This window comes from Ferroacidibacillus organovorans, from assembly GCF_001516615.1.
Lineage (GTDB): Bacteria > Bacillota > Bacilli > Alicyclobacillales > SLC66 > Ferroacidibacillus > Ferroacidibacillus ferrooxidans_B.
This window is the reverse complement of sequence record NZ_LPVJ01000009.1, coordinates 200,022-218,219: the sequence shown is the minus strand read 5'-3', so window position 1 is coordinate 218,219 and position 18,198 is coordinate 200,022. Positions and strand designations below refer to the sequence as shown.

Sequence of the window (18,198 nt, the reverse complement as noted above, 5' to 3'; positions counted from 1 at the left end):
TTTGCCCTAAGACCTAAATGGATTTCTTCTCATACGCTGTACTATCAAAGCGCAAAGGAGGAAATCAACGATGTACGGAGTTTTTGGCGGTTATACACGCTGGGCTGTCGTGTTTCTTATCATTTTCGTTCTGTTCTTCCTGTTTGTACCTACGTACGGATATGGAACAGGCGTTGGCGTGGGCGCAGGTGCTGGCGTAGGCGTCTACTAATTTACAATAGTTGTACTCATGTGTGGCACGACGCAGATGCGTCGTGCCACTTTTTTATCGTTTATTGTCAACGGTTGCATCCGAAACAGAAATATCTTGGTCACAATTTCCTCAATTACTACATGTTTGTGACATAGATCACATTCCAACTGGAAGATTGTTGCTAGAATTAGCCTGCTTTGAAAATGTTTTATGTCAAAGCAAGCGACTTTAAGTTAAAGGAAGGAGGAAAGGGCATGGCTGAATCGCCCAAAAACAGCGCATTAGATGAAGAGAATACGCAGGGGTCACAGGATCCACCAGACTGGAGCCGACGCCAGTTTCTTTTTAGTGTCGGCGCTGTGACAGTTGCCGGCCTGATCGGAACCTTCGGCGGATCCACGATTGCGCGCGCGATGCGGGAGGTATTCGGGTCGCAGGTCGAAACAGGCAACATTCCCTTGTATGCGCTCGACTATTACTACATCCCGAATTACATGACATGGCAGGTTGGCGATCGCATCACCATCGCGTTTCGTAACCGCAGTCAGTCCCACCCGGGAAAATACCACGAGTGGGTGGTTGGCCGCCATGTAAACACGGAGAACACAGTGTTCGGGGTGGAGACGCAAGACGGTTTCGCCGAAGATTTTTTCGACGGGGTTCACGTCACACTCAGCAATCCGCGCGACGTGAATAACTTTGTTCCAAACAAAGCCATCGTCACGTATGAGGGACCGAAGTCGCTTTACAACATCGCGGATGGAGGAAATTTCAGTCCGACACTAAACCCCGGGGGTGCCGTCGACATTACCTTCACCGTTCCAGACAAACCGGGACTGTGGAATTATGGCTGTTTTGTACAACATTATGAACACTATCGAATGGGAATGCGCGGCACAATCAACATCGTGCGTGCATAACGGCGAAAGGGGGCGAGTAACAGCGTATGGAGCGCGTCCAAAATGGCAGAAATCTTGCAATGTTTGCCGGTCTATGGCTGATATTTTCTGCAATCCTGGAATACTTTGCCCATTTATGGGTGATTCACACACCGTACTACTATGTGGCTTCCTTGCAGGGAGAGGTGTCACTCGACGCGTTTGACACTCTTGTTTACGTTTCGGTCATCCTGTTCGTTTTTATCATCATGTTTATGGCATTTTCTGCAGTGCGATTCAGACAGCGCGCAGGAGAGACAGGGGACAGCCCTGTGCAAAACCAGAGCAATCTGCTCTTTCAGCGCAGTTGGATGGTGCTCACCATCGGTATCGTCATGACCTTTTTTCTCCATCCAGATCTTTCAGGTATGGAACAACTCTGGGCGTACGGCCTTCCCCCATGGAACCATGGGGCGCTCGTGGTCAATGTACAGGCTCGGCAATGGCAGTTTCGCTTTGGGTATCCCCAGTATGGCTTGCCGATGAACACAAAGACCGACGGTCGTGACGTGCTTGTGGTTCCCGCCGGGCGGGAGATCAAGTTTGTGATGTACAGCCTCGACGTAACGCACTCCTTTTACGTTCCAGCGTGGGGAGTCAAGGCAGACATTATCCCGGGTATCACGCGTGATCTCTATATCACGCCGACGCAGATTACTTCGACCGCCGTCAATCCGATGGTGCGCCTGCAGTGCGCACAACTATGCGGGGCGGGACACGCGTATATGGAAGCCAATGTTGAGGTCGTTTCACCGCAAGCATTTGCAAAATGGGTCGCGCAGGAAAAGGCGCAAGTTTCCAGCCAAAATTCATAATCAGCCAGATTTAGTGACCGCGCACAGAGTCGCGGATAGAAGAGAGGTCGAAGATGAATGGCGCAAGACAGTGCGACACTGGCTGTGCCCGACGGATCGCGGGCGACGCGAATGCGCGCTCCCATGCCGCCGGTCGCGCGCGGATTTTTATGGGCAGGGATCGGGTTTCTCATTGGAACGGGGTTCATGTTTTTGGTGGATCGCTTTCCCGGTTCAAACCCTCCGTTCATTACAGAACCGTCGGTGACGGTCGGTTGGCTGTTGGGATTTGTAGGATGGCTGCTTGGGGTAGGCGGTTATGAGTCGGTGGTTCGTCCTTGGCTCGGACTGCCCAATACGTATGTAGCATCCCGCGGATGGCGGAGGTATTTTGAACTCAGTCTGGACAACAAGGTAGTCGGGATCCAGTACATGGTGGGTTCTGTCGCCACATTCGGCATCGCGGGACTGCTTGCCATGGGTATGCGCGCGCAACTCATGGGGAGCAACAACGACGTTTTTGGCGGCGATGTCTGGTACCTCTCAGCCGTCACGATGCACGGTGTGCTGATGTTGCTCGGCGTGGCCGTGGTCGGATTTGTCGGCGGACTTGGAAACTATGTCGTGCCGCTGATGATCGGTGCGCGAGAACGCATGTATCCGCGTCTTGGCGGAATGGCGTTTTGGATGTACCCGGCCGGGGTGATCACCATCCTTCTTATCCCGATGTACGGCGGATCGACCGCAGGGCTTTGGGGCTATGAACCACTGGCTGCTCAAGACCCCTCAGGCCAGATCTTTTATTACCTCGGGATCTTTGCCATGAGCATGTCATCACTGCTCACTTCACTGAATCTGCTCGTGACGATGATCTATCGCCGCGCGCCTGGTGTGACCTGGGGTCGGATGCCCGTGTTTGCATGGTCGCAAGTCGCAGTTGCGATCATGAGCATGATCTGGCTGCCGGAGATTCAGACTGGTATGGTGATGGGACTTCTCGACCGTGTGATTCCAACGAATTTTTTCAATCCAAACGGTGGATTTGCACTTGCCTGGGAGAGCCTGTTTTGGCTGTTCGGTCACCCCGAAGTGTACATCGTGATGCTTCCGGCGTGGGGAGTGTGGCTTGAAATCACCTCCGTCATGTCGCGCAAGACGCTGTTTGCCAAAAAATATGTAATTACCGCACTCGGATTTTTAACGGTTCTCAGTTCCATGGTGTGGGCACATCACATGTTTACAAGCATCCGCAACTCTGAAATGATCCCATTTTCGTTTTTTACAGAATCCGTGTCTATTCCAACTGGCGTAATGTTTCTCTCAGCGCTCGGAACCATGTGGAATGGCCGAATTCGTTTTAACACACCGATGTGGTATGTGCTAGCCAGCATGTTCAACTTTACGATTGGTGGTTTGACCGGTTTTTTCCTTGCGGACGTGCCGGCAAACCTTGCATTGCACAACACGTTTTTCGTCGTGGCGCACTTTCACTTCACACTTTTGGGTGGCATGATCTTCGCCTGGCTCGGGGCGCTGTACTACTGGTTTCCAAAAATTACAGGGAAGATGTACAACGAGCGATGGGGGAAAATCGGCGCGCTCCTGGTATTCGTCTTCTTTAACGCGACGTTCTTGCAAATGTTTCTCGCGGGACTGCACGGTATGAATCGATGGGTAGCCCAGTATCCCGCCTATCTGGCGAATCAGAACTTGTGGATTTCAATCAGTGCTTTTCTTCTTGGCATCGGATTTATCATCGCATTCTGGAACATGGCCATTTCATGGGCGAAGGGCAAGAAGGCAGCCGAAAACCCCTGGGATGCAAAGACGCTCGAATGGATTACCTCGTCTCCTCCGCCTGCAGAGAATTTTAGTGAGATTCCGGTGGTTACAGACGGTTTTTATCGCTATGGAGCCGCAAAGCCCGAGTTGCCCCTGTTTGAGGCCGAGACACTGAAAGCCTTGGCGCGCAGGCAAAAGGGACGCAAAGAGGCGGCCGCAGGAAAGGATGAGCGGTGATGGCTGTAGGAAAAGATGCGAATGAAACACGCTCTCTCGATTGGAAGGACCTGCGGGCGTACCGCTTTAGTTTTTGGCTGGTTGTGGCGTCGAACACAGTGTACTTTTTCACGCTGATCATGACAAAGCTTCTCATGGCTCAAGGCGCCGTTCCGTCCCAAGTGAACCAGTGGCTGGCGATGGTGCTTACGATTCTCATGGTCGGAAGCGTATTTCACGCGCGTTCGTCGCTCTCGCTCTTTCGCAAGGGAGAAATCCAGACAGCGCGAAAACAACTACGATACGGGGCAATCGTCGGAACGCTCATTCTTATTGGCGGATTTGTTGAGTGGGCGAGTTCGAGGTTGGCTCCAGGATCTTCATACGGTCAGTCGTATTACGCTTTGTCAGGACTGATGTACCTGGAGCTGTTCGTTGGCGCAGCCGCACTGTGGTCCACCTCGCTGCGATCCCGGTTTGAAAAATTTCGCGCTGACAATCACTGGGGGCTGGAGATGCCCGTCCTCTTCTGGCAGTATCTCACGCTGGCGTGGATCGTGGTTTATGTCGTACTGTACATCGTCTGAATATAGAATCGGGTTAATTGAGCCCGACCATAAAGGGGTGTCTTGAATATGCCTCCCATGCCTGGGACGACTGGATTTTTTCCGCAGTTCCCGCCGCACTGGATGCCGAGTCTCGGCCTGCCAACCTGGTGGGATCTGTCGTGGTGGATCTTTGTGGTGTTTAGTATTGGCAATCTATGGCGACTGTTCATTCGGCTCGCCGTTGATGTCGATGTGGATAACACGCCTGACCTGCAGCCTGTAGTGCGCAAATCCGGTGTTACGACGACCTCTCATGAGAACCTGGGCAAAGAAGCCTAACAGAAAATTAGAAAAAAAGACAACGGAAATTCTAAGCTGTGACGCGTTGAATCGCGGGAATCAGAAGGGGGGGGATACAGGTGAGTACGGGGGCAGGAACGGTCTTTAACGCATTTACCGTTGGCGGCGTGATGTTTCTGGCCATTTTGCTGATTTATTTTCCAAACCAGAGAATACCCTCCGTGTCCCCTGTCTCATCTTTGAAGGCACGGCATTTCCTGCGTCTAAGCCTGGCATCGTTGTGGATCGCGGACGGCCTTCTCCAAGCTCAGCCAGCGATGTTTTCCGCCCGCTTTTTGCAGGAGGTATTACAACCGATGCTCGCGGGTGAGCCGGAAGGACTGCGCCACATGCTGGATTCACTCTATGGTCTATGGGGCACCGCTGATTCGCTGTGGAATGCCTTGGCGACCCTTGTACAACTCTTTATCGGCGCAGCCTTGTTTTCAAAGTGGGAATACGTCCAGAGACTAGGAATATGGATCTCACTGGTCTGGAGCCTGATCGTTTGGGCGTTCGGTGAAGCATTCGGCGGAATCTTGGCACCGGGTACCAACTTTATTACCGGGGGACCAGGATCAGCCTTCGTCTACGCCCTGATGTCCGCTCTGTTGCTTTTTGGAATCGAGGGATGGCTGGATGGAAGAGCAATGGTGACTGCGCGCAAATCTGTGGCGCTCTTGTTTTTTGCCGGAGCCGCCTTTCAAACAGCCCCACCTTTATGGAATGGTTTGAACTTGGCAGGGCAGTTTGCATCGACGGCCGAGGCGATACAGCCTGCTTTTCTTGCAAGTCCTGTGTTTGGATTCGTTGATCTGATCTATCGAAACCCAGTGGCCTGGAATGCGTTTTTCACTGGATACATGCTATTTCTCGGCATGGCGTGGTGGCGGGGTTGGCGCCATTTGTGGATGGATTGGCTCGCCATTCTGTGGCTCGCATTTGAGTGGTGGTTTGGCCAGGGACTCGGTGAGCTTTTCTCCGGTGTGGCCACAGATCCTAATTCTGCTGTGCCGATCGCCTTGTTGATGTTTACTGCCGGGATGAATCTAAGAAGGAAACCGAGCAGAGAAAAGGATGAGAAGATACGGTTCATCCGCGATGATCGACCACTGCGGAACAAAGCTGAATATCTGGCGCGTTTGCGATTTTCAGACGTGGACTGAATGGTTTTTCTCGGCCCATGAAACCAAAAACACAAACAAGAGAATACTCTCCATTAGGGGAGTATTCTTTTTTGTGTAAAGAACACACCTCCATTTTACATCACCATATAGAGCAAAAGTCAGAGATATTTCCGATCGATATGTTAACATAATGTATATTATCGGACTCAAAAAAACAAGGCCAAAATAAACACTTATTTTGTGCCAAAAGTTGCGGCTGACGGTTCACCGACAATCGTTACAGGCAAGTTTAAATTTGCCATCAATTGATGTTTTGCATCGTAGATTTTGCTGCCGCGGATACGCCAATGATCAAATCCGTTCTGTTGTGCCAATCCATCCGTCGATTTGAGTGCAATCCTTTTTCCAGTCGCCTCGTTATACACATAAGTTGCCGCAAGAAAATGACCAGTGCTCGTTAAATCGGTTGCGGAGTACGTAAGAACCATACCCGAAACCACTCGCATAGCAGAAAACATTCCACCACCGACAGTCAAACTCGCCAATCCAATGATTTTGTGGTCTTTTAAGTTTACATAATATAAATTTGACGTATCCCCTTGATTCGCTCCAAGGACGGATGTCTTTATAGTCAAAATCACGCCTTGATAGGCTGGCGCAAGACTTTTAGGATAGGCAACCGTCAACGCCACAGGCGGCTTTGGCGCAGGCACTCGAAAGGGATGAGCGACGTTCCCCCACTGAAACCACCCTGTCCACGCGCTTCCTGCAAGAGACTGCATGGTTTGATTTTTTGGATTTGAAGGAAAGACGCTTTTTCCTGTAGCCGAGAACGCCGGTGGTAGATCATTTGTGAGGAGGATCGCACCGTCGTTCAAAGACCCACCACGCGCGCGCCAAGGGGTCATCCACATTTGTGACGGTCCTATCGGTTTTTGCTGATTTGGACTGTATCCAAATCTTCCGTTTTCAGGTGTGCCAACTTCAACTACATGTGATAAATGGCACCATACGAGATACGGTTTGCTGTTGATCTCCGTCGGAACAACGATGTAATGTTTAGGATTGCGATCCGTTGTGGGCCACGAGTAATGTGCGCCTGCCAAGATAAATCCGTGTGAGGTAAACATCTCGATCGAATGATTCCTGCTATCATTTCGTGCGATTGCCCCTTTGAATGGCCACATCTGGAGTGACTGGAGCGAACCTGGGACACCCGTCATCTCCGTTGGAGGTGCATCGACAGACACCTGTGTAACCGCAGCTTGTTTTGATGCTGGTTCAAGCTTTGTCGCAGCATTGGGTGTCTCACACCCAGAAATTGCAGAAAGAGCCATGACAATACCCAGCGCTCGTTGTAATGCACCGCGTCTCAAACGATCCACCCCTTCCATCGATTCACTTGACAATGCCAGTTTATTTTCTTAGTATAAATATTATCGTATTACACTATTCATGGATGCAATGAATTCTTTGATTCCGACACTTCTGGGAGTGAGCAACCATCGATCATCATGTACCGACAGATCAGCAATTCTTCGACGAATCGTTTCGTGTGCTTATGCAGAATATCGGACCGCACCTTTTCACCCGCACCAACCTGGGTCTGACGCCAGGTCAGATCTTCATGCTTCACGTGATCCAAACGGATGAACACTGTACCGTGTCGCGCCTTGCAGAAAAACTGGAGGTAAACCCGAGTGCGATCACCGTCATGCTTGATCGGCTGGAACAGCACAACTATGTAGCGCGAATGCGTGACGGCAAAGACCGACGGGTCGTTCACATCCACCTTACCACAGAAGGCTCCGAAAAAATGGCGCAAGTCCTTGATGTGCGCAAACGCGTCGTAGAGCATTGCCTCTCTCAGTTGACGGATGTCGAGCGAGAAACGTTTCTTGCCACGCTAAAAAAATTGGCAGACACAAGTGCAGCGATGGAATTAGAGCAGATACTGACAGAATCAGAAATAAAAAAAATCTAAAGGAGGATGCATATGTCAAGCGTCGACACAACCTCAATCAATCCTCCCGCCCCACATCTAGGAATTAAACATCGCGGCATCCTGATCTCGGGTCTACTCATTGCTATGCTGTTCGGCGCACTGGATCAAACCATCGTGGGAACAGCCATGCCCCGCATCGTCGGCGACTTGGGCGGGCTCTCTTATATGACATGGCTGACAACCGCCTACATGCTAACTTCCACGACCGTAGTCCCAATTGCCGGGAAATTGGCCGATTTGCTGGGGCGAAAAATTGTCTATGTGACGGGAATACTCATTTTTATGATCGGATCTGCACTAAGCGGCATGTCAGGCTCCATGGGGCAACTCATTCTTTTTCGCGGATTCCAAGGGATTGGCGGCGGTGTGATGATGCCGATGGCCATGATTATCATCGGCGATATGTTTACAGGTAAAGAACGCGCCAAGTGGCAAGGAATTTTTGGGGCCATTTTCGGGCTCTCTTCCGTCATCGGACCACAGATCGGCGGCTTTATTGTTGACGCATCCAGTTGGCGATGGGTGTTTTATATCAATCTCCCTGTCGCGGCAATCGCCGTCGTTCTCATTTCACTCGGACTCCATCGCCACGAGCGCAAAGCCGCAGTGAAGTTTGACATCGCCGGGATCGTCACCATGATCATCGGTGTCGTCAGCATGCTTCTCGCGCTTACCTTTGGCGGGAAAAGTGAACCGTGGCTCTCTTGGCAGATCTTGTCGCTCTTTGCGCTATCTGTCATCTCGCTCATCAGTTTTGGCGTCATCGAGAACAAAGCGTCCGAACCGATCCTTCCACTCCACTTGTTCAAAAACAAGGTGTTCAGTCTAATCAACGGAATTGGCTTTCTCATGAGTGTCGGCATGTTCGGCTCCATCATGTTCGTACCGCTATTTTTGCAAGGCATTCTCGGGGTGAGCCCTGCCACATCTGGCACTGCGATGACTCCGATGATGATTACGATGATCATAGGGAGCATTCTCGGTGGACGTCTTGTCACAAAATTCGGCGTCAAGCTGCAATTGGCAATCGGCATGATCATTATGGCCGCCGGGTTTCTTCTTTTGTCAACGCTCACGCTACACAGCACCGCGTGGACCGTCTCCGGAGAGATGATCATTCTCGGACTTGGCATGGGACTTGTCATGCCGATTCTGACGACTGCCTTGCAAGAAAGCTTCCCAAAACGCGATCTCGGCGTCGTCACATCATCCAGTCAATTCTTTCGCTCCATCGGCGGAACGTTTGGAATGACTATCTTGGGCGCCGTGCTCAATAACACGTCAAGCTCACTGCTTTCAAAAAATGTAGGACCATTTCTGAGTCACGCCCCGAATAGTCCTCTGATAAGCGGCCTGAAATCTATGATTCAAACAAACGCTCAGGGGCTTTATTCATCCCTGCTCAATCCAGCCGCACTCAGCAAAATGCCAGCCCTTTTTATCCGCGATGTCGTACCTGCGATCAAACAGGCGCTCGTCGAATCCCTGCACAGCGTATTTCTCACCGGCCTTGTCTTTGTACTGTTGGGAACCATTCTCACCTTGTTCTTGGGCAAGGTCCGGATCTCAGAACGCCATCAACCAGAAAACACGGAATCAGGGCTTTCCTAAGAATCGTGCAAGACACTCAGTGAATCTGCCCAAGGGCACCGTGTTACCTTTTGACAGCGTGATGATGTGCGTGGATGATGTCAAATGCGGCTGCCTCTAAAAAAGCAGCCGTATGTGGCAGGCAATCCTCAAGAGAGAGCGGCCGCTGTTGAATCGAGCGAATCCCTGCAAAACGATCATAGAGCACTTCGTAGCCCGCGCCGAGTGAGCCCGAGAGCAAGAACGCGGGAACACCACATTCGGCTGCGATCGCACCAACCAGACCAGGCAGTTTTCCATACGCGGTCTGCGCATCCGACTGCCCCTCGCCTGTAAGAACCACATCTGCCGTTTGGATCGTTTCACGCAGAGCAACCACATCTGCGAGATATTTGGCGCCAGACGTGAGTCGCGCCCCGAGCGCGAGCAACGCAAAACCCATTCCGCCAGCCGCTCCCGCTCCCGGCATTTTCGACCAAGTCCCATCAAGCGCCTTCTCGACAATTTCTGAGAAATTCTCCATTCCTGCTTCAAGTTGTTCGATCGCATCCTGCGTCGCGCCTTTTTGCAGTCCATACACACGCGTCGCACCGCGAGTTCCCAACAGCGGATTGTCGACATCAGACAATACTGTGATGCTCACATGTTTGAGGATGGGATCAAGCTCTGTAAAGTCAGCCACAGCCACCTTCTGCAAGTTTTTTCCGCGCGGTTCCACCGCGTTGCCACGTTCGTCAAAAAATAGAGCGCCAAGCGCCGTCAAAAAACCGAGGCCGCCGTCATTCGTCGAGCTCCCGCCAAGCCCCACCAAAAACCTCTGATAACCTTTACGCAGCGCCTCACGCATCATGATCCCGAAGCCAAATGTCGATGTCTCAAGTGGATCTTTCTCGGCTTCTGCCAGCAGCGGTAATCCGCACACTCTCGCGAGTTCTAACACAGCAGTTTTTTTGTCTCCCAGCACCCCAAAAGAAGACTTAAACGGCCGCAAATGCGCATCAAGCAAAGCGAGCGGTACAGCACACCCGTGAGTCGCCGCAAGCAGCGCATCCTGTGTTCCTTCCCCACCGTCTGCAAGCGGCAGTTCAAGGATCTGTGCATCGGGAAAGGCAGCCTGACATCCGCGCGCCATCGCACGCGCCACCAAGACAGCAGAACACGCAGATTTGAAGGAATCAGGTGCGATCACAATCCGCATTCAATCACCTTGCGATGTGCGTCTGCACTGATGCAGACGCACTGAGAATCTGTTCCATAGAACTAACCGTTGGGTGCGCGACACCTTTCATCTCCATGCATCGCGACGGCGTTGGGATGAGTTTGCCAGCATTGCATAACCCCTTTGGGTCGAGTTGATCGCGAATTGCCTGTTGCAGTGCCAGTTCTTCTTGCGTGAACTGATACTGCATCTCTACGATTTTCTCGATACCGACACCGTGCTCGCCCGTGATGCTTCCCCCCACGTCCACACAAAGTTCAAGGATCTGTCTCCCCACATCCTGCGCGATCTCTGTTTCCCCTTTTTTGCTGTCGTAACAGATCAGCGGGTGAAGATTTCCATCCCCTGCGTGAAATACGTTTGCAATGCGTAACCCTGACGTTTGACTGATCGACTCAATACGCTTCAGTACATCTGCCAACCGAGAGCGTGGAATGACTCCGTCTTGCACCATATAATCCGGAGAAATTCTCCCAATAGCTGGAAACGCCATTTTGCGACTGCTCCACCAGAGCGCGCGCTCTTCCTCACTCTTGGCTGACCGCACCTCACGCACACCATTTTTTAAACACACATCCATCACACGCTGAGAAAGTGCCCGCACACTCGCTTCCAGTCCGTCAACCTCAACGATCAACACCGCCTCGACATCGCTTGGATACCCAACGTGATACCGGCTTTTGTCGACCGCCTGCATCGCCAGTTGATCCATCATCTCGCACGCAGCCGGAATGATCCCTTCCGCAATGAATCCGGAAACACTCGCAGAAGCATCCTCGACGCGGTCAAAAAGCGCCATGATCGTCTGGACAGCCTGCGGTTTCTTTAGAATCTTCACCGTGATCTCTGTCGCGATGCCAAGCGTTCCTTCGGAGCCGACAAAGAGTCCGAGAAGATCAAGTCCGTCCGCATCTCCAAAGCTGGAACCGAGTTCGACAATCTCCCCGTCGGGCAGCACAACGGTCGCTGCCGTCACGTGATTGGTGGTCACTCCGTATTTCAAACAGTGCGATCCTCCGGCATTCTCTGCAAAATTGCCGCCAATCGTACAAACCGATTGGCTAGAAGGGTCTGGCGCATAATAAAACGATCGACCTGAAACGCGCTTTGTAAGCTCCAGATTGACAAAGCCCGGTTGTACCACGGCCCGATGGTTGTCAAGATCCAAGGAAAGCAAACGATCCATTTTTGCCAAACTGATCACGACGTCACCGCGCGTAGGCGTTGCACCGCCGGTGAGCCCTGTCCCTGCCCCGCGCGCCACATATGGAACTCGCTCTTCACTGAGCAACTTCAGAATGCGCGATACATCCTCCGTCGATTCAGGAAAAACGACCGCGCCGGGCAATGATTTAAATGCCACATAACCGTCACACTCATACGCTTTCACCTGCGCCGGTGACGCATAGACATTTGCCGCACCAAGAATTTCTTCGAGTTTACGTAATACATATTCAGTTACCATAGGTGACGCCCTCCTTTTGATAAGAAGCGTCGAGCAGTTCTACCGTATGCAGCACATCAAGATCTTGCTGACGTTTTTTTACACCCAAACGGAGTTGCAACATGCAGCCAGGGTTTCCCATCACAACCGCATCAATGGTTTCCGGAAGGTCATCCATTTTTCGCTCTAAAAGATTCCCTGCCATTTCGGGGTGTGTCAAGTTATAGATCCCTGCACTCCCACAGCAACGTTCCGAATCAGGTAAAGGCACAAGGGTAACGCCTGGAATGGACTGTAAAATAGCGCGTGGCTCTTTGCGAATGCCTTGTGCATGGCAGAGATGGCATGCGTCATGGTAAGTTACGCGGCGCTCGACACGCCCTTTTGGTTTTTCGAAATTTTCTTCTACCAAAAGTTCCGAGATATCCCGCACGCGCGCAGAGAAGTCCACTGCTTTCTCATGCCATACAGGATCATCTTTAAAAAGCTCCGGGTATTCTTTGAGCGCTGCCCCACACCCCGCCGCATTGATGATGATCCGCTCAACGCCTTCTTCGAGAAACACATCAATATTTGTTTTCGCGAGTTGTCGCGCCTGTTCGCGATCTCCCGCGTGAACATGCAAAGCTCCGCAGCACAGCTGCCGTTTTGGAACGTGCACCTCAATGTGATTTTTCGTTAAGACACGCGCAGTCGCCTCATTGATCTGAGAAAAAAAGACATCCATCACGCACCCCGTAAAAAGTCCGACACTTCTTTTCGGTTGGGCGACAGGAATTCGTTCAGGCAGTGTTGTAAGCGCCCGCTGCGCGCTGATCTCCGGCATGACGCCTTCCATTTCACGCATCGCGTCAGGCAAAACGCGCAGCAGTCCTGTGCCACGCACGATGCGCTGCATTCCCGAACGCTGATAAAAGCGCAACAGACTCCCCAGTGCATGCAAACGCGCCGGATAGGGAAAAATTCCGCGCAGAAAAAGCTTTTGAATGCCAGACGCCTTCTTGTTTTCAACGCGAGCTAGATAGACCTGCCCGCGCGCCTCTTCTATCAGTGCCCCGACTTGTACGCCCGATGGACAGACCGATTCGCACGCGCGACAGTCAAGACAAGTCTCGACAGGTGAAACTACACCTTCATCAAGTGGAATCAATCCTTCTGACGCGAGTTTAATCAAGTAGACCCGCCCGCGCGGCGAGTGACTCTCATTGGACTCCTCTTGATACGTAGGACAGACCTCAAGACAGAATCCGCAGTGAACACAAACTGAAAATTTAGCTGGATCAGGCGCATCCGCAAAGGGAAAAGAAGTCTGTCGCACCATCGCCTCGATTTGCGTGCTCATCTCACTTTGCACCTCCGATCCGTGTTTTGGAAAAGAGACCCGCAGGATCAAACGCTTGATAGATATGGCGGTGAACCGTTTGCTTCGCGCCAGACGCGGCGTCTGGCGTATCCAATTTAGGGTAATCACTATGGTCAAGAGGTCGTTTTTCATAGTTCAGGGTGACTTCATAAGCAGAGAGTTGCGACACACACGAAGACACGTCTTGTGCGGTGCCATCGCCTGCAGCAAAAAATACGCGCAAAACGCCTGCCGGAACACAGGCAGACATCCACACGGACTGGCCATCCAAAGTAACTGAAAGCGCGCCCATGAGAGGGATCAAAACGGACGGTTTCCCTTGAACGCGCAAAACGACGTCCGCGTTGCGCAGTGTATGGTGATAACCTCTCCACAAATCACTGGTCTGTTCAGGCGAGAGCGTCATAAATTCGAGTGAATATGCCAAACTCCACTCACGCAATACGCTCTCTTGAAACGCCGTGCCTTCCACAGGTTCATCACATCCTACTGCAAGCCATAGCGCGTCTTTCGCACCCAAAGAAAGCTCCAATGCGTGCGCCAACGGTGCATTTGCGCACTCAAAAGCGCTCGGAATCAGCGCAGAATCCATAAGTGCTGCGCGGGCGTGATTCACATCGTCAACAGAACCCGAAAGAATCACCGCTGTGCGCTGCGCGGGAAGTGGCCGCACGCGGAATGTGATTTCAACCATCACGCCAAGCGATCCAAACGATCCGACCAATAGCTTTGTAAGATCGTACCCTGCGACGTTTTTTACAACACGTCCCCCTGTGCGCACCACATCTCCATTTGCCAAGACGGTGCGCGTACCAATCACATGATCGCGCAGCGTCCCGTAAAGCGCGCGCGATGGGCCCCAGGCATTGGCAGCGACGATGCTTCCAAGCGTCTCGTCATCTCCCCCGATCGGATCAATCGGCAAGAACTGATGGTAGTTTGACAGTTCATTTTGCAAATCCCGCAAGCGCATTCCTGCCCCAACCGTGATAACCATATCTTCAGGGGAATACTCGATGATTGAGCACAACTGTGCAGTCTCGATCCACAAATCCACTTGCTCATCATCTCTATGCAGGTCAAACTGCTTTTTGGCCCCCACAGCTGCAACCGACTTGCCATACTCACTCGCCAGTCGCACGAGAGAGACTACCTCCTCAATCGCACCTGGCGTCGCGATCCACATCGGCTTTCCATGAATCATGAGTTTACTTACGCGATCTTGACCGATGATCCTCATCAATGCGGTTTCAAAAGGATGCTCCATTCGAATGCTACGCCTCACTCTGTTTTGCGTTTTTAAGTGAAACCAGTGAATGCGCTTTCTTTCTTATCACTTTACGAAAGATCGCACAAAAGCGTCCAATATCCATAAAGCGATGGATTGATAGGTAATCGATATGAAAAAGGCGCCAACATAATGTTGGCGCCGCGTGGCTTACATGGAGCTGAGTGCTTGATTGTTGTGGACACGTCCGATCACTTCAGCAAGAAGCGGAGCGATCGGCAACACTTTGATCGGCAAATTCCTCATCTCAGGCCTAAGCGGAAGGCTGTCGGTCACTAAAACCTGTGCGATTCCTGTATGCTCTAAGCGCGTTTCGGCAGGTGACGAAAAGACGCCATGCGTTGCACAGAGAACGGCGTTCGGGCGAGCGCCCATCGCCAGCAAATTCTCAACCACCTGCACGATCGTGCCACCCGTGTCGATAATATCTTCGATCACAATCGGCGTTTTTCCCTTGACATCGCCAATCAAATGCGTGATTACCGCTTCATTATGTTGTGGTCGCCCTTTGTGCATAATCGCCATTGGCAAGTCGAGCATCGCGGCAAACTTTTCGGCAGTCTTGGCACGCCCGGCGTCAGGCGAGACAATCACCGCATCTTCGAGGTTCATTGCGCGAACTTCTTGAGCAAGCACAGAAAGCGCGCTGAGATGATCCACTGGAATGTTGAAAAATCCCTGAATTGCAGCAGCGTGCAAATCAATGGTGATGATGCGATGGGCACCCACCGTCGTTAAGACGTCTGCCAAAACTTTTGCAGAAATCGGCTCACGCGCCTCACCTTGTTTCTCTTGTCGACCATAGCCAAAGTACGGAATAATGACGTTGATCCGGCCAGCAGAACTGCGTTTGAGCGCATCGATCATGAGCAAAAGCTCAACGAAGTGATCGTTGATCGGTGGACTAAACGACTGCAATAGATAGACATCGACCCCGCGCACACTCTCGGGAAAATGTGCGTACAGTTCTCCGCTTTTGAATTGGGACAAATGGACAGAGCCCAAATCCGTCGACAATTCGCGAGCCACTTGCGTGGCCAACGCTTGATGGGATGACCCTGCATAAAGTCGAAAACCGTGAGACATTTGTCCTTCTTCAATCATTAAAGCGAACCCTCCTACATCCTATCAAGAATCAAGACCTTTGATTGCTTTTGCATTGTGAACACCATAACGCGAATCTATCGTATGGGTCTTTGCTGTTTGAAACCATTCAATTTTCTCGAATCGTTAGAATAGTTGGCAGCGTTTACATGAGGTCTTTCTTTACTCTATCACGCCAGCAGCGCGCTGTGAACCCGGCCACTCATCAAATATCCAACGAATGCGTGACAACCCCCGCATCCCCATACTATGCAGAACTTTTTGGCAATCTCACTTTAACCTCCGTTCCCACGCCAGGGGTACTCTTTAGAAAAAGCCGCCCCTGATGCGCCTCGACAATGCGACTGGCGATGGAAAGTCCTAATCCGCTAGATGTCGTACGCTGTCGCGACGGTTCTGCGCGGACAAACCGTTCCGTGACACGCGGCAAAATTTCAGCGCGGATACCTATCCCTGTATCTCGCACAACAATTTCCGCCACGTTTCCACGAACTTGCGTTTGTAGTGCAATCGTACCGCGATCCGTATATTTTATGGCATTGTCTAACAAAATAAAGAGAATTTGCCGCAAACGCGTTCGATCCCCCATACAATGAACGTCTTTTTCAAGTGCGACGGTAAGCGTAAGCCCCTTTTCTTCAGCAACTGGCTCATACAGCGCAAATACTTCATCCGCGAGTTCCGACAGGTCCGTATCCACCAATTCCACAAACCCGCCAGACTCAAGTCGAGCCATATCCAAAATTTCTTCCGTCATCCGCGTCATTCGCTTCGTTTCTCTATAAATTCCTTCAATCCAGGGTAAATGTTGCGCAAGCGGTTCATCAACGTGGCGCAGCAAGAGTTCAAGATTGGTAGCCATCACCGTAAGTGGTGTGCGCAGTTCGTGTGATAAATCCGCCGTAAACTCTCGCTCCCGTCGGCGCGCAGCCATGAGTGGGCGAAGTGTCCAAAGCCCCAGCGAGTAACCTCCCAAAATTGAGAGAATGACTGCCGCGACACCGCCAAACAAGAGCATGATCAATAAGCGTTGAAACACTTCACGCTGAGCGCTGACATCTTCAAAGATTTGCAGGACAAGCCCGGTGTGTTGAGAATTGATTTGCATAAAGCGGTACGTCTGTCCGCCCACGTGAAGATTAAAGAGGTTTTTTAGGTTCCCCTTTTTCGCGTACGCAATAAGCACACGCTCAAGCGTAGGCGATACATCGCCGCTTGATAGCAACTTCCAATTGCTTGCGCGCCACACAGCCCACTGAAACGCGTGATCAGATCCCGCGATTTCATTCAACTCATGAAGATACGGTACATAGGTCGTTCCGCCCACCTGATGTGGCGGCGAGGGAAGGTGCTCCTCGTAGCCCTGCTCCGGAAGCGGAAAATGGACAAACGCCTCACGCAACCGTTCAGCGTACGTGACTAAACGCTGATCCAGTGTGCTTGAGGTCTGATTGACCACAAGGATATACACAAAGACAGAGAGAATCGACCAAATCATCAAAAGGACAACCGCATTGACAAGTGCAAGGCGAAGGCGCTGTGCCCTGATCAGGGCAATTTCTGCAGACGATACCCTAGCCCGCGAATGGTTTGGATCGTGGGACATCCTTCATTCTCCAATCGTTTGCGAAGCCTTGACACGTAGGATTCAAGAGTATTTTCAAGCACATCCCCCTCAAATCCCCACACGCGATCCATCAATTGGGAACGTGTCAGGATGCGGTTGGGATGACGCAAAAACATTTCAAGAAGAACCGCTTCTTTTGGAGGGAGAACGACAAACTCACCCGTGTGTTCTATCGTCAGTTCGCGTGCGCTGACCGAAAAACTGAGAGGACCATACGTCAGCAGATCCGGGTCATCCCACTCTTGGCCACCGACCCTGCGCAAAAGTGCGCGCAATCGCGCGATCAACTCTGTACCGGCAAATGGCTTGACTAAATAATCATCTGCGCCAGTTTCCAAACCGCGCACACGATCCGACAGGCTGTCGCGCGCCGTCAGCATCATGACTGGTAAACGCTCCCCGTCTTTACGAAGGCGGGCGACAACAGACAAACCATCCCGCGATGGAATCATCACATCCATAAGCGCGACGTCATACGCGCCTGAACGCGCGGCATGAAGCGCCTCATCGCCATCTTGCACCCAATCCGCGTCAAATCCTTCTTCGTCAAGCAAGCTAATGACGGCATTTGCCAGTTCAACATCATCTTCGACGAGCAAAATTTTCGGCAAGAGAATCCCT

Annotated in this window: 17 protein-coding genes; 9 read left to right on the top strand and 8 right to left on the bottom strand. The window is 51.7% G+C overall.

Features of this window, described 5'->3' with window-relative positions:
* The first annotated feature begins 70 nt into the window (after nucleotides 1-70).
* The 7 genes from ATW55_RS16440 (at nucleotide 71) to ATW55_RS04070 (ending at nucleotide 5,976) form a co-directional block, all read left to right on the top strand.
* Nucleotides 71-211 (top strand): hypothetical protein, encoded by a 141-nt coding sequence (locus ATW55_RS16440; protein WP_162839387.1) that lies wholly within the window; start codon nucleotides 71-73, stop codon nucleotides 209-211.
* 236 nt (nucleotides 212-447) lie between these two features.
* Nucleotides 448-1,113, top strand: coding sequence for a hypothetical protein (locus ATW55_RS04095; RefSeq protein ID WP_067712766.1), 666 nt, complete (start codon nucleotides 448-450; stop codon nucleotides 1,111-1,113).
* Between the two features lie 26 nt (nucleotides 1,114-1,139).
* A complete protein-coding gene (locus ATW55_RS04090; RefSeq protein ID WP_067712764.1) occupies nucleotides 1,140-1,946 on the top strand; it encodes a cytochrome c oxidase subunit II in 807 nt (268 codons plus the stop codon).
* 57 nt (nucleotides 1,947-2,003) lie between these two features.
* On the top strand, nucleotides 2,004-3,944 hold the full coding sequence (locus tag ATW55_RS04085) for a cytochrome c oxidase subunit I (RefSeq protein ID WP_082685522.1): 1,941 nt from the start codon (nucleotides 2,004-2,006) through the stop codon (nucleotides 3,942-3,944).
* Nucleotides 3,944-4,510, top strand: a complete 567-nt coding sequence (locus tag ATW55_RS04080; protein ID WP_067712761.1) for a cytochrome c oxidase subunit 3 — start codon at nucleotides 3,944-3,946, stop codon at nucleotides 4,508-4,510. The genes ATW55_RS04085 and ATW55_RS04080 overlap by 1 nt, the downstream gene beginning before the upstream one ends.
* Before the next feature lie 48 nt (nucleotides 4,511-4,558).
* Nucleotides 4,559-4,810, top strand: coding sequence for a hypothetical protein (locus tag ATW55_RS04075; RefSeq protein WP_067712758.1), 252 nt, complete (start codon nucleotides 4,559-4,561; stop codon nucleotides 4,808-4,810).
* Nucleotides 4,811-4,890: 80 nt separating this feature from the next.
* Nucleotides 4,891-5,976, top strand: a complete 1,086-nt coding sequence (locus tag ATW55_RS04070) for a hypothetical protein (protein WP_067712755.1) — start codon at nucleotides 4,891-4,893, stop codon at nucleotides 5,974-5,976.
* A gap of 194 nt (nucleotides 5,977-6,170) precedes the next feature.
* On the opposite strand, the gene ATW55_RS04065 is transcribed toward ATW55_RS04070, so the two are convergent.
* Entirely contained in the window at nucleotides 6,171-7,313 is a 1,143-nt protein-coding gene (locus ATW55_RS04065; RefSeq protein ID WP_067712752.1) for a hypothetical protein, read from the bottom strand.
* 185 nt (nucleotides 7,314-7,498) lie between these two features.
* On the opposite strand from ATW55_RS04065, the gene ATW55_RS04060 reads away from it, so the two are divergent.
* Together ATW55_RS04060 and ATW55_RS04055 are read left to right on the top strand one after the other, a co-directional pair.
* Complete coding sequence (locus ATW55_RS04060; RefSeq protein ID WP_082685547.1) at nucleotides 7,499-7,921, top strand: MarR family winged helix-turn-helix transcriptional regulator; 423 nt, start codon at nucleotides 7,499-7,501, stop codon at nucleotides 7,919-7,921.
* 12 nt (nucleotides 7,922-7,933) lie between these two features.
* Nucleotides 7,934-9,553, top strand: a complete 1,620-nt coding sequence (locus ATW55_RS04055; protein ID WP_067712746.1) for an MDR family MFS transporter — start codon at nucleotides 7,934-7,936, stop codon at nucleotides 9,551-9,553.
* Nucleotides 9,554-9,596: 43 nt separating this feature from the next.
* Here ATW55_RS04055 and ATW55_RS04050 read toward each other — a convergent pair whose 3' ends face one another.
* From ATW55_RS04050 to ATW55_RS16005, 7 genes are all read right to left on the bottom strand, one after another.
* The gene (locus ATW55_RS04050; protein ID WP_067712743.1) at nucleotides 9,597-10,730 is read right to left on the bottom strand and encodes a glycerate kinase; all 1,134 of its coding nucleotides are present in this window, start codon (nucleotides 10,728-10,730) and stop codon (nucleotides 9,597-9,599) included.
* Between the two features lie 4 nt (nucleotides 10,731-10,734).
* The gene (locus ATW55_RS04045) at nucleotides 10,735-12,216 is read right to left on the bottom strand and encodes an FAD-linked oxidase C-terminal domain-containing protein (protein ID WP_067712740.1); all 1,482 of its coding nucleotides are present in this window, start codon (nucleotides 12,214-12,216) and stop codon (nucleotides 10,735-10,737) included.
* Entirely contained in the window at nucleotides 12,206-13,537 is a 1,332-nt protein-coding gene (locus ATW55_RS04040) for a (Fe-S)-binding protein (protein ID WP_067712737.1), read from the bottom strand. Before ATW55_RS04040 ends, ATW55_RS04045 begins: the two co-directional genes overlap by 11 nt.
* Nucleotide 13,538: 1 nt before the next feature.
* On the bottom strand, nucleotides 13,539-14,825 hold the full coding sequence (locus tag ATW55_RS04035; RefSeq protein WP_067712734.1) for an FAD-binding oxidoreductase: 1,287 nt from the start codon (nucleotides 14,823-14,825) through the stop codon (nucleotides 13,539-13,541).
* Nucleotides 14,826-14,996: 171 nt separating this feature from the next.
* Nucleotides 14,997-15,950 carry a ribose-phosphate diphosphokinase gene (locus ATW55_RS04030; RefSeq protein ID WP_235586985.1) on the bottom strand — a complete coding sequence of 318 codons (954 nt, stop codon included), beginning with the start codon at nucleotides 15,948-15,950 and terminating at the stop codon, nucleotides 14,997-14,999.
* A gap of 247 nt (nucleotides 15,951-16,197) precedes the next feature.
* On the bottom strand, nucleotides 16,198-17,556 hold the full coding sequence (locus tag ATW55_RS04025) for a sensor histidine kinase (RefSeq protein WP_082685521.1): 1,359 nt from the start codon (nucleotides 17,554-17,556) through the stop codon (nucleotides 16,198-16,200).
* Nucleotides 17,499-18,188: a response regulator transcription factor gene (locus ATW55_RS16005; protein ID WP_067712727.1), complete on the bottom strand. Its 690-nt coding sequence runs from the start codon at nucleotides 18,186-18,188 to the stop codon at nucleotides 17,499-17,501. Before ATW55_RS16005 ends, ATW55_RS04025 begins: the two co-directional genes overlap by 58 nt.
* Nucleotides 18,189-18,198 lie beyond the last annotated feature (10 nt).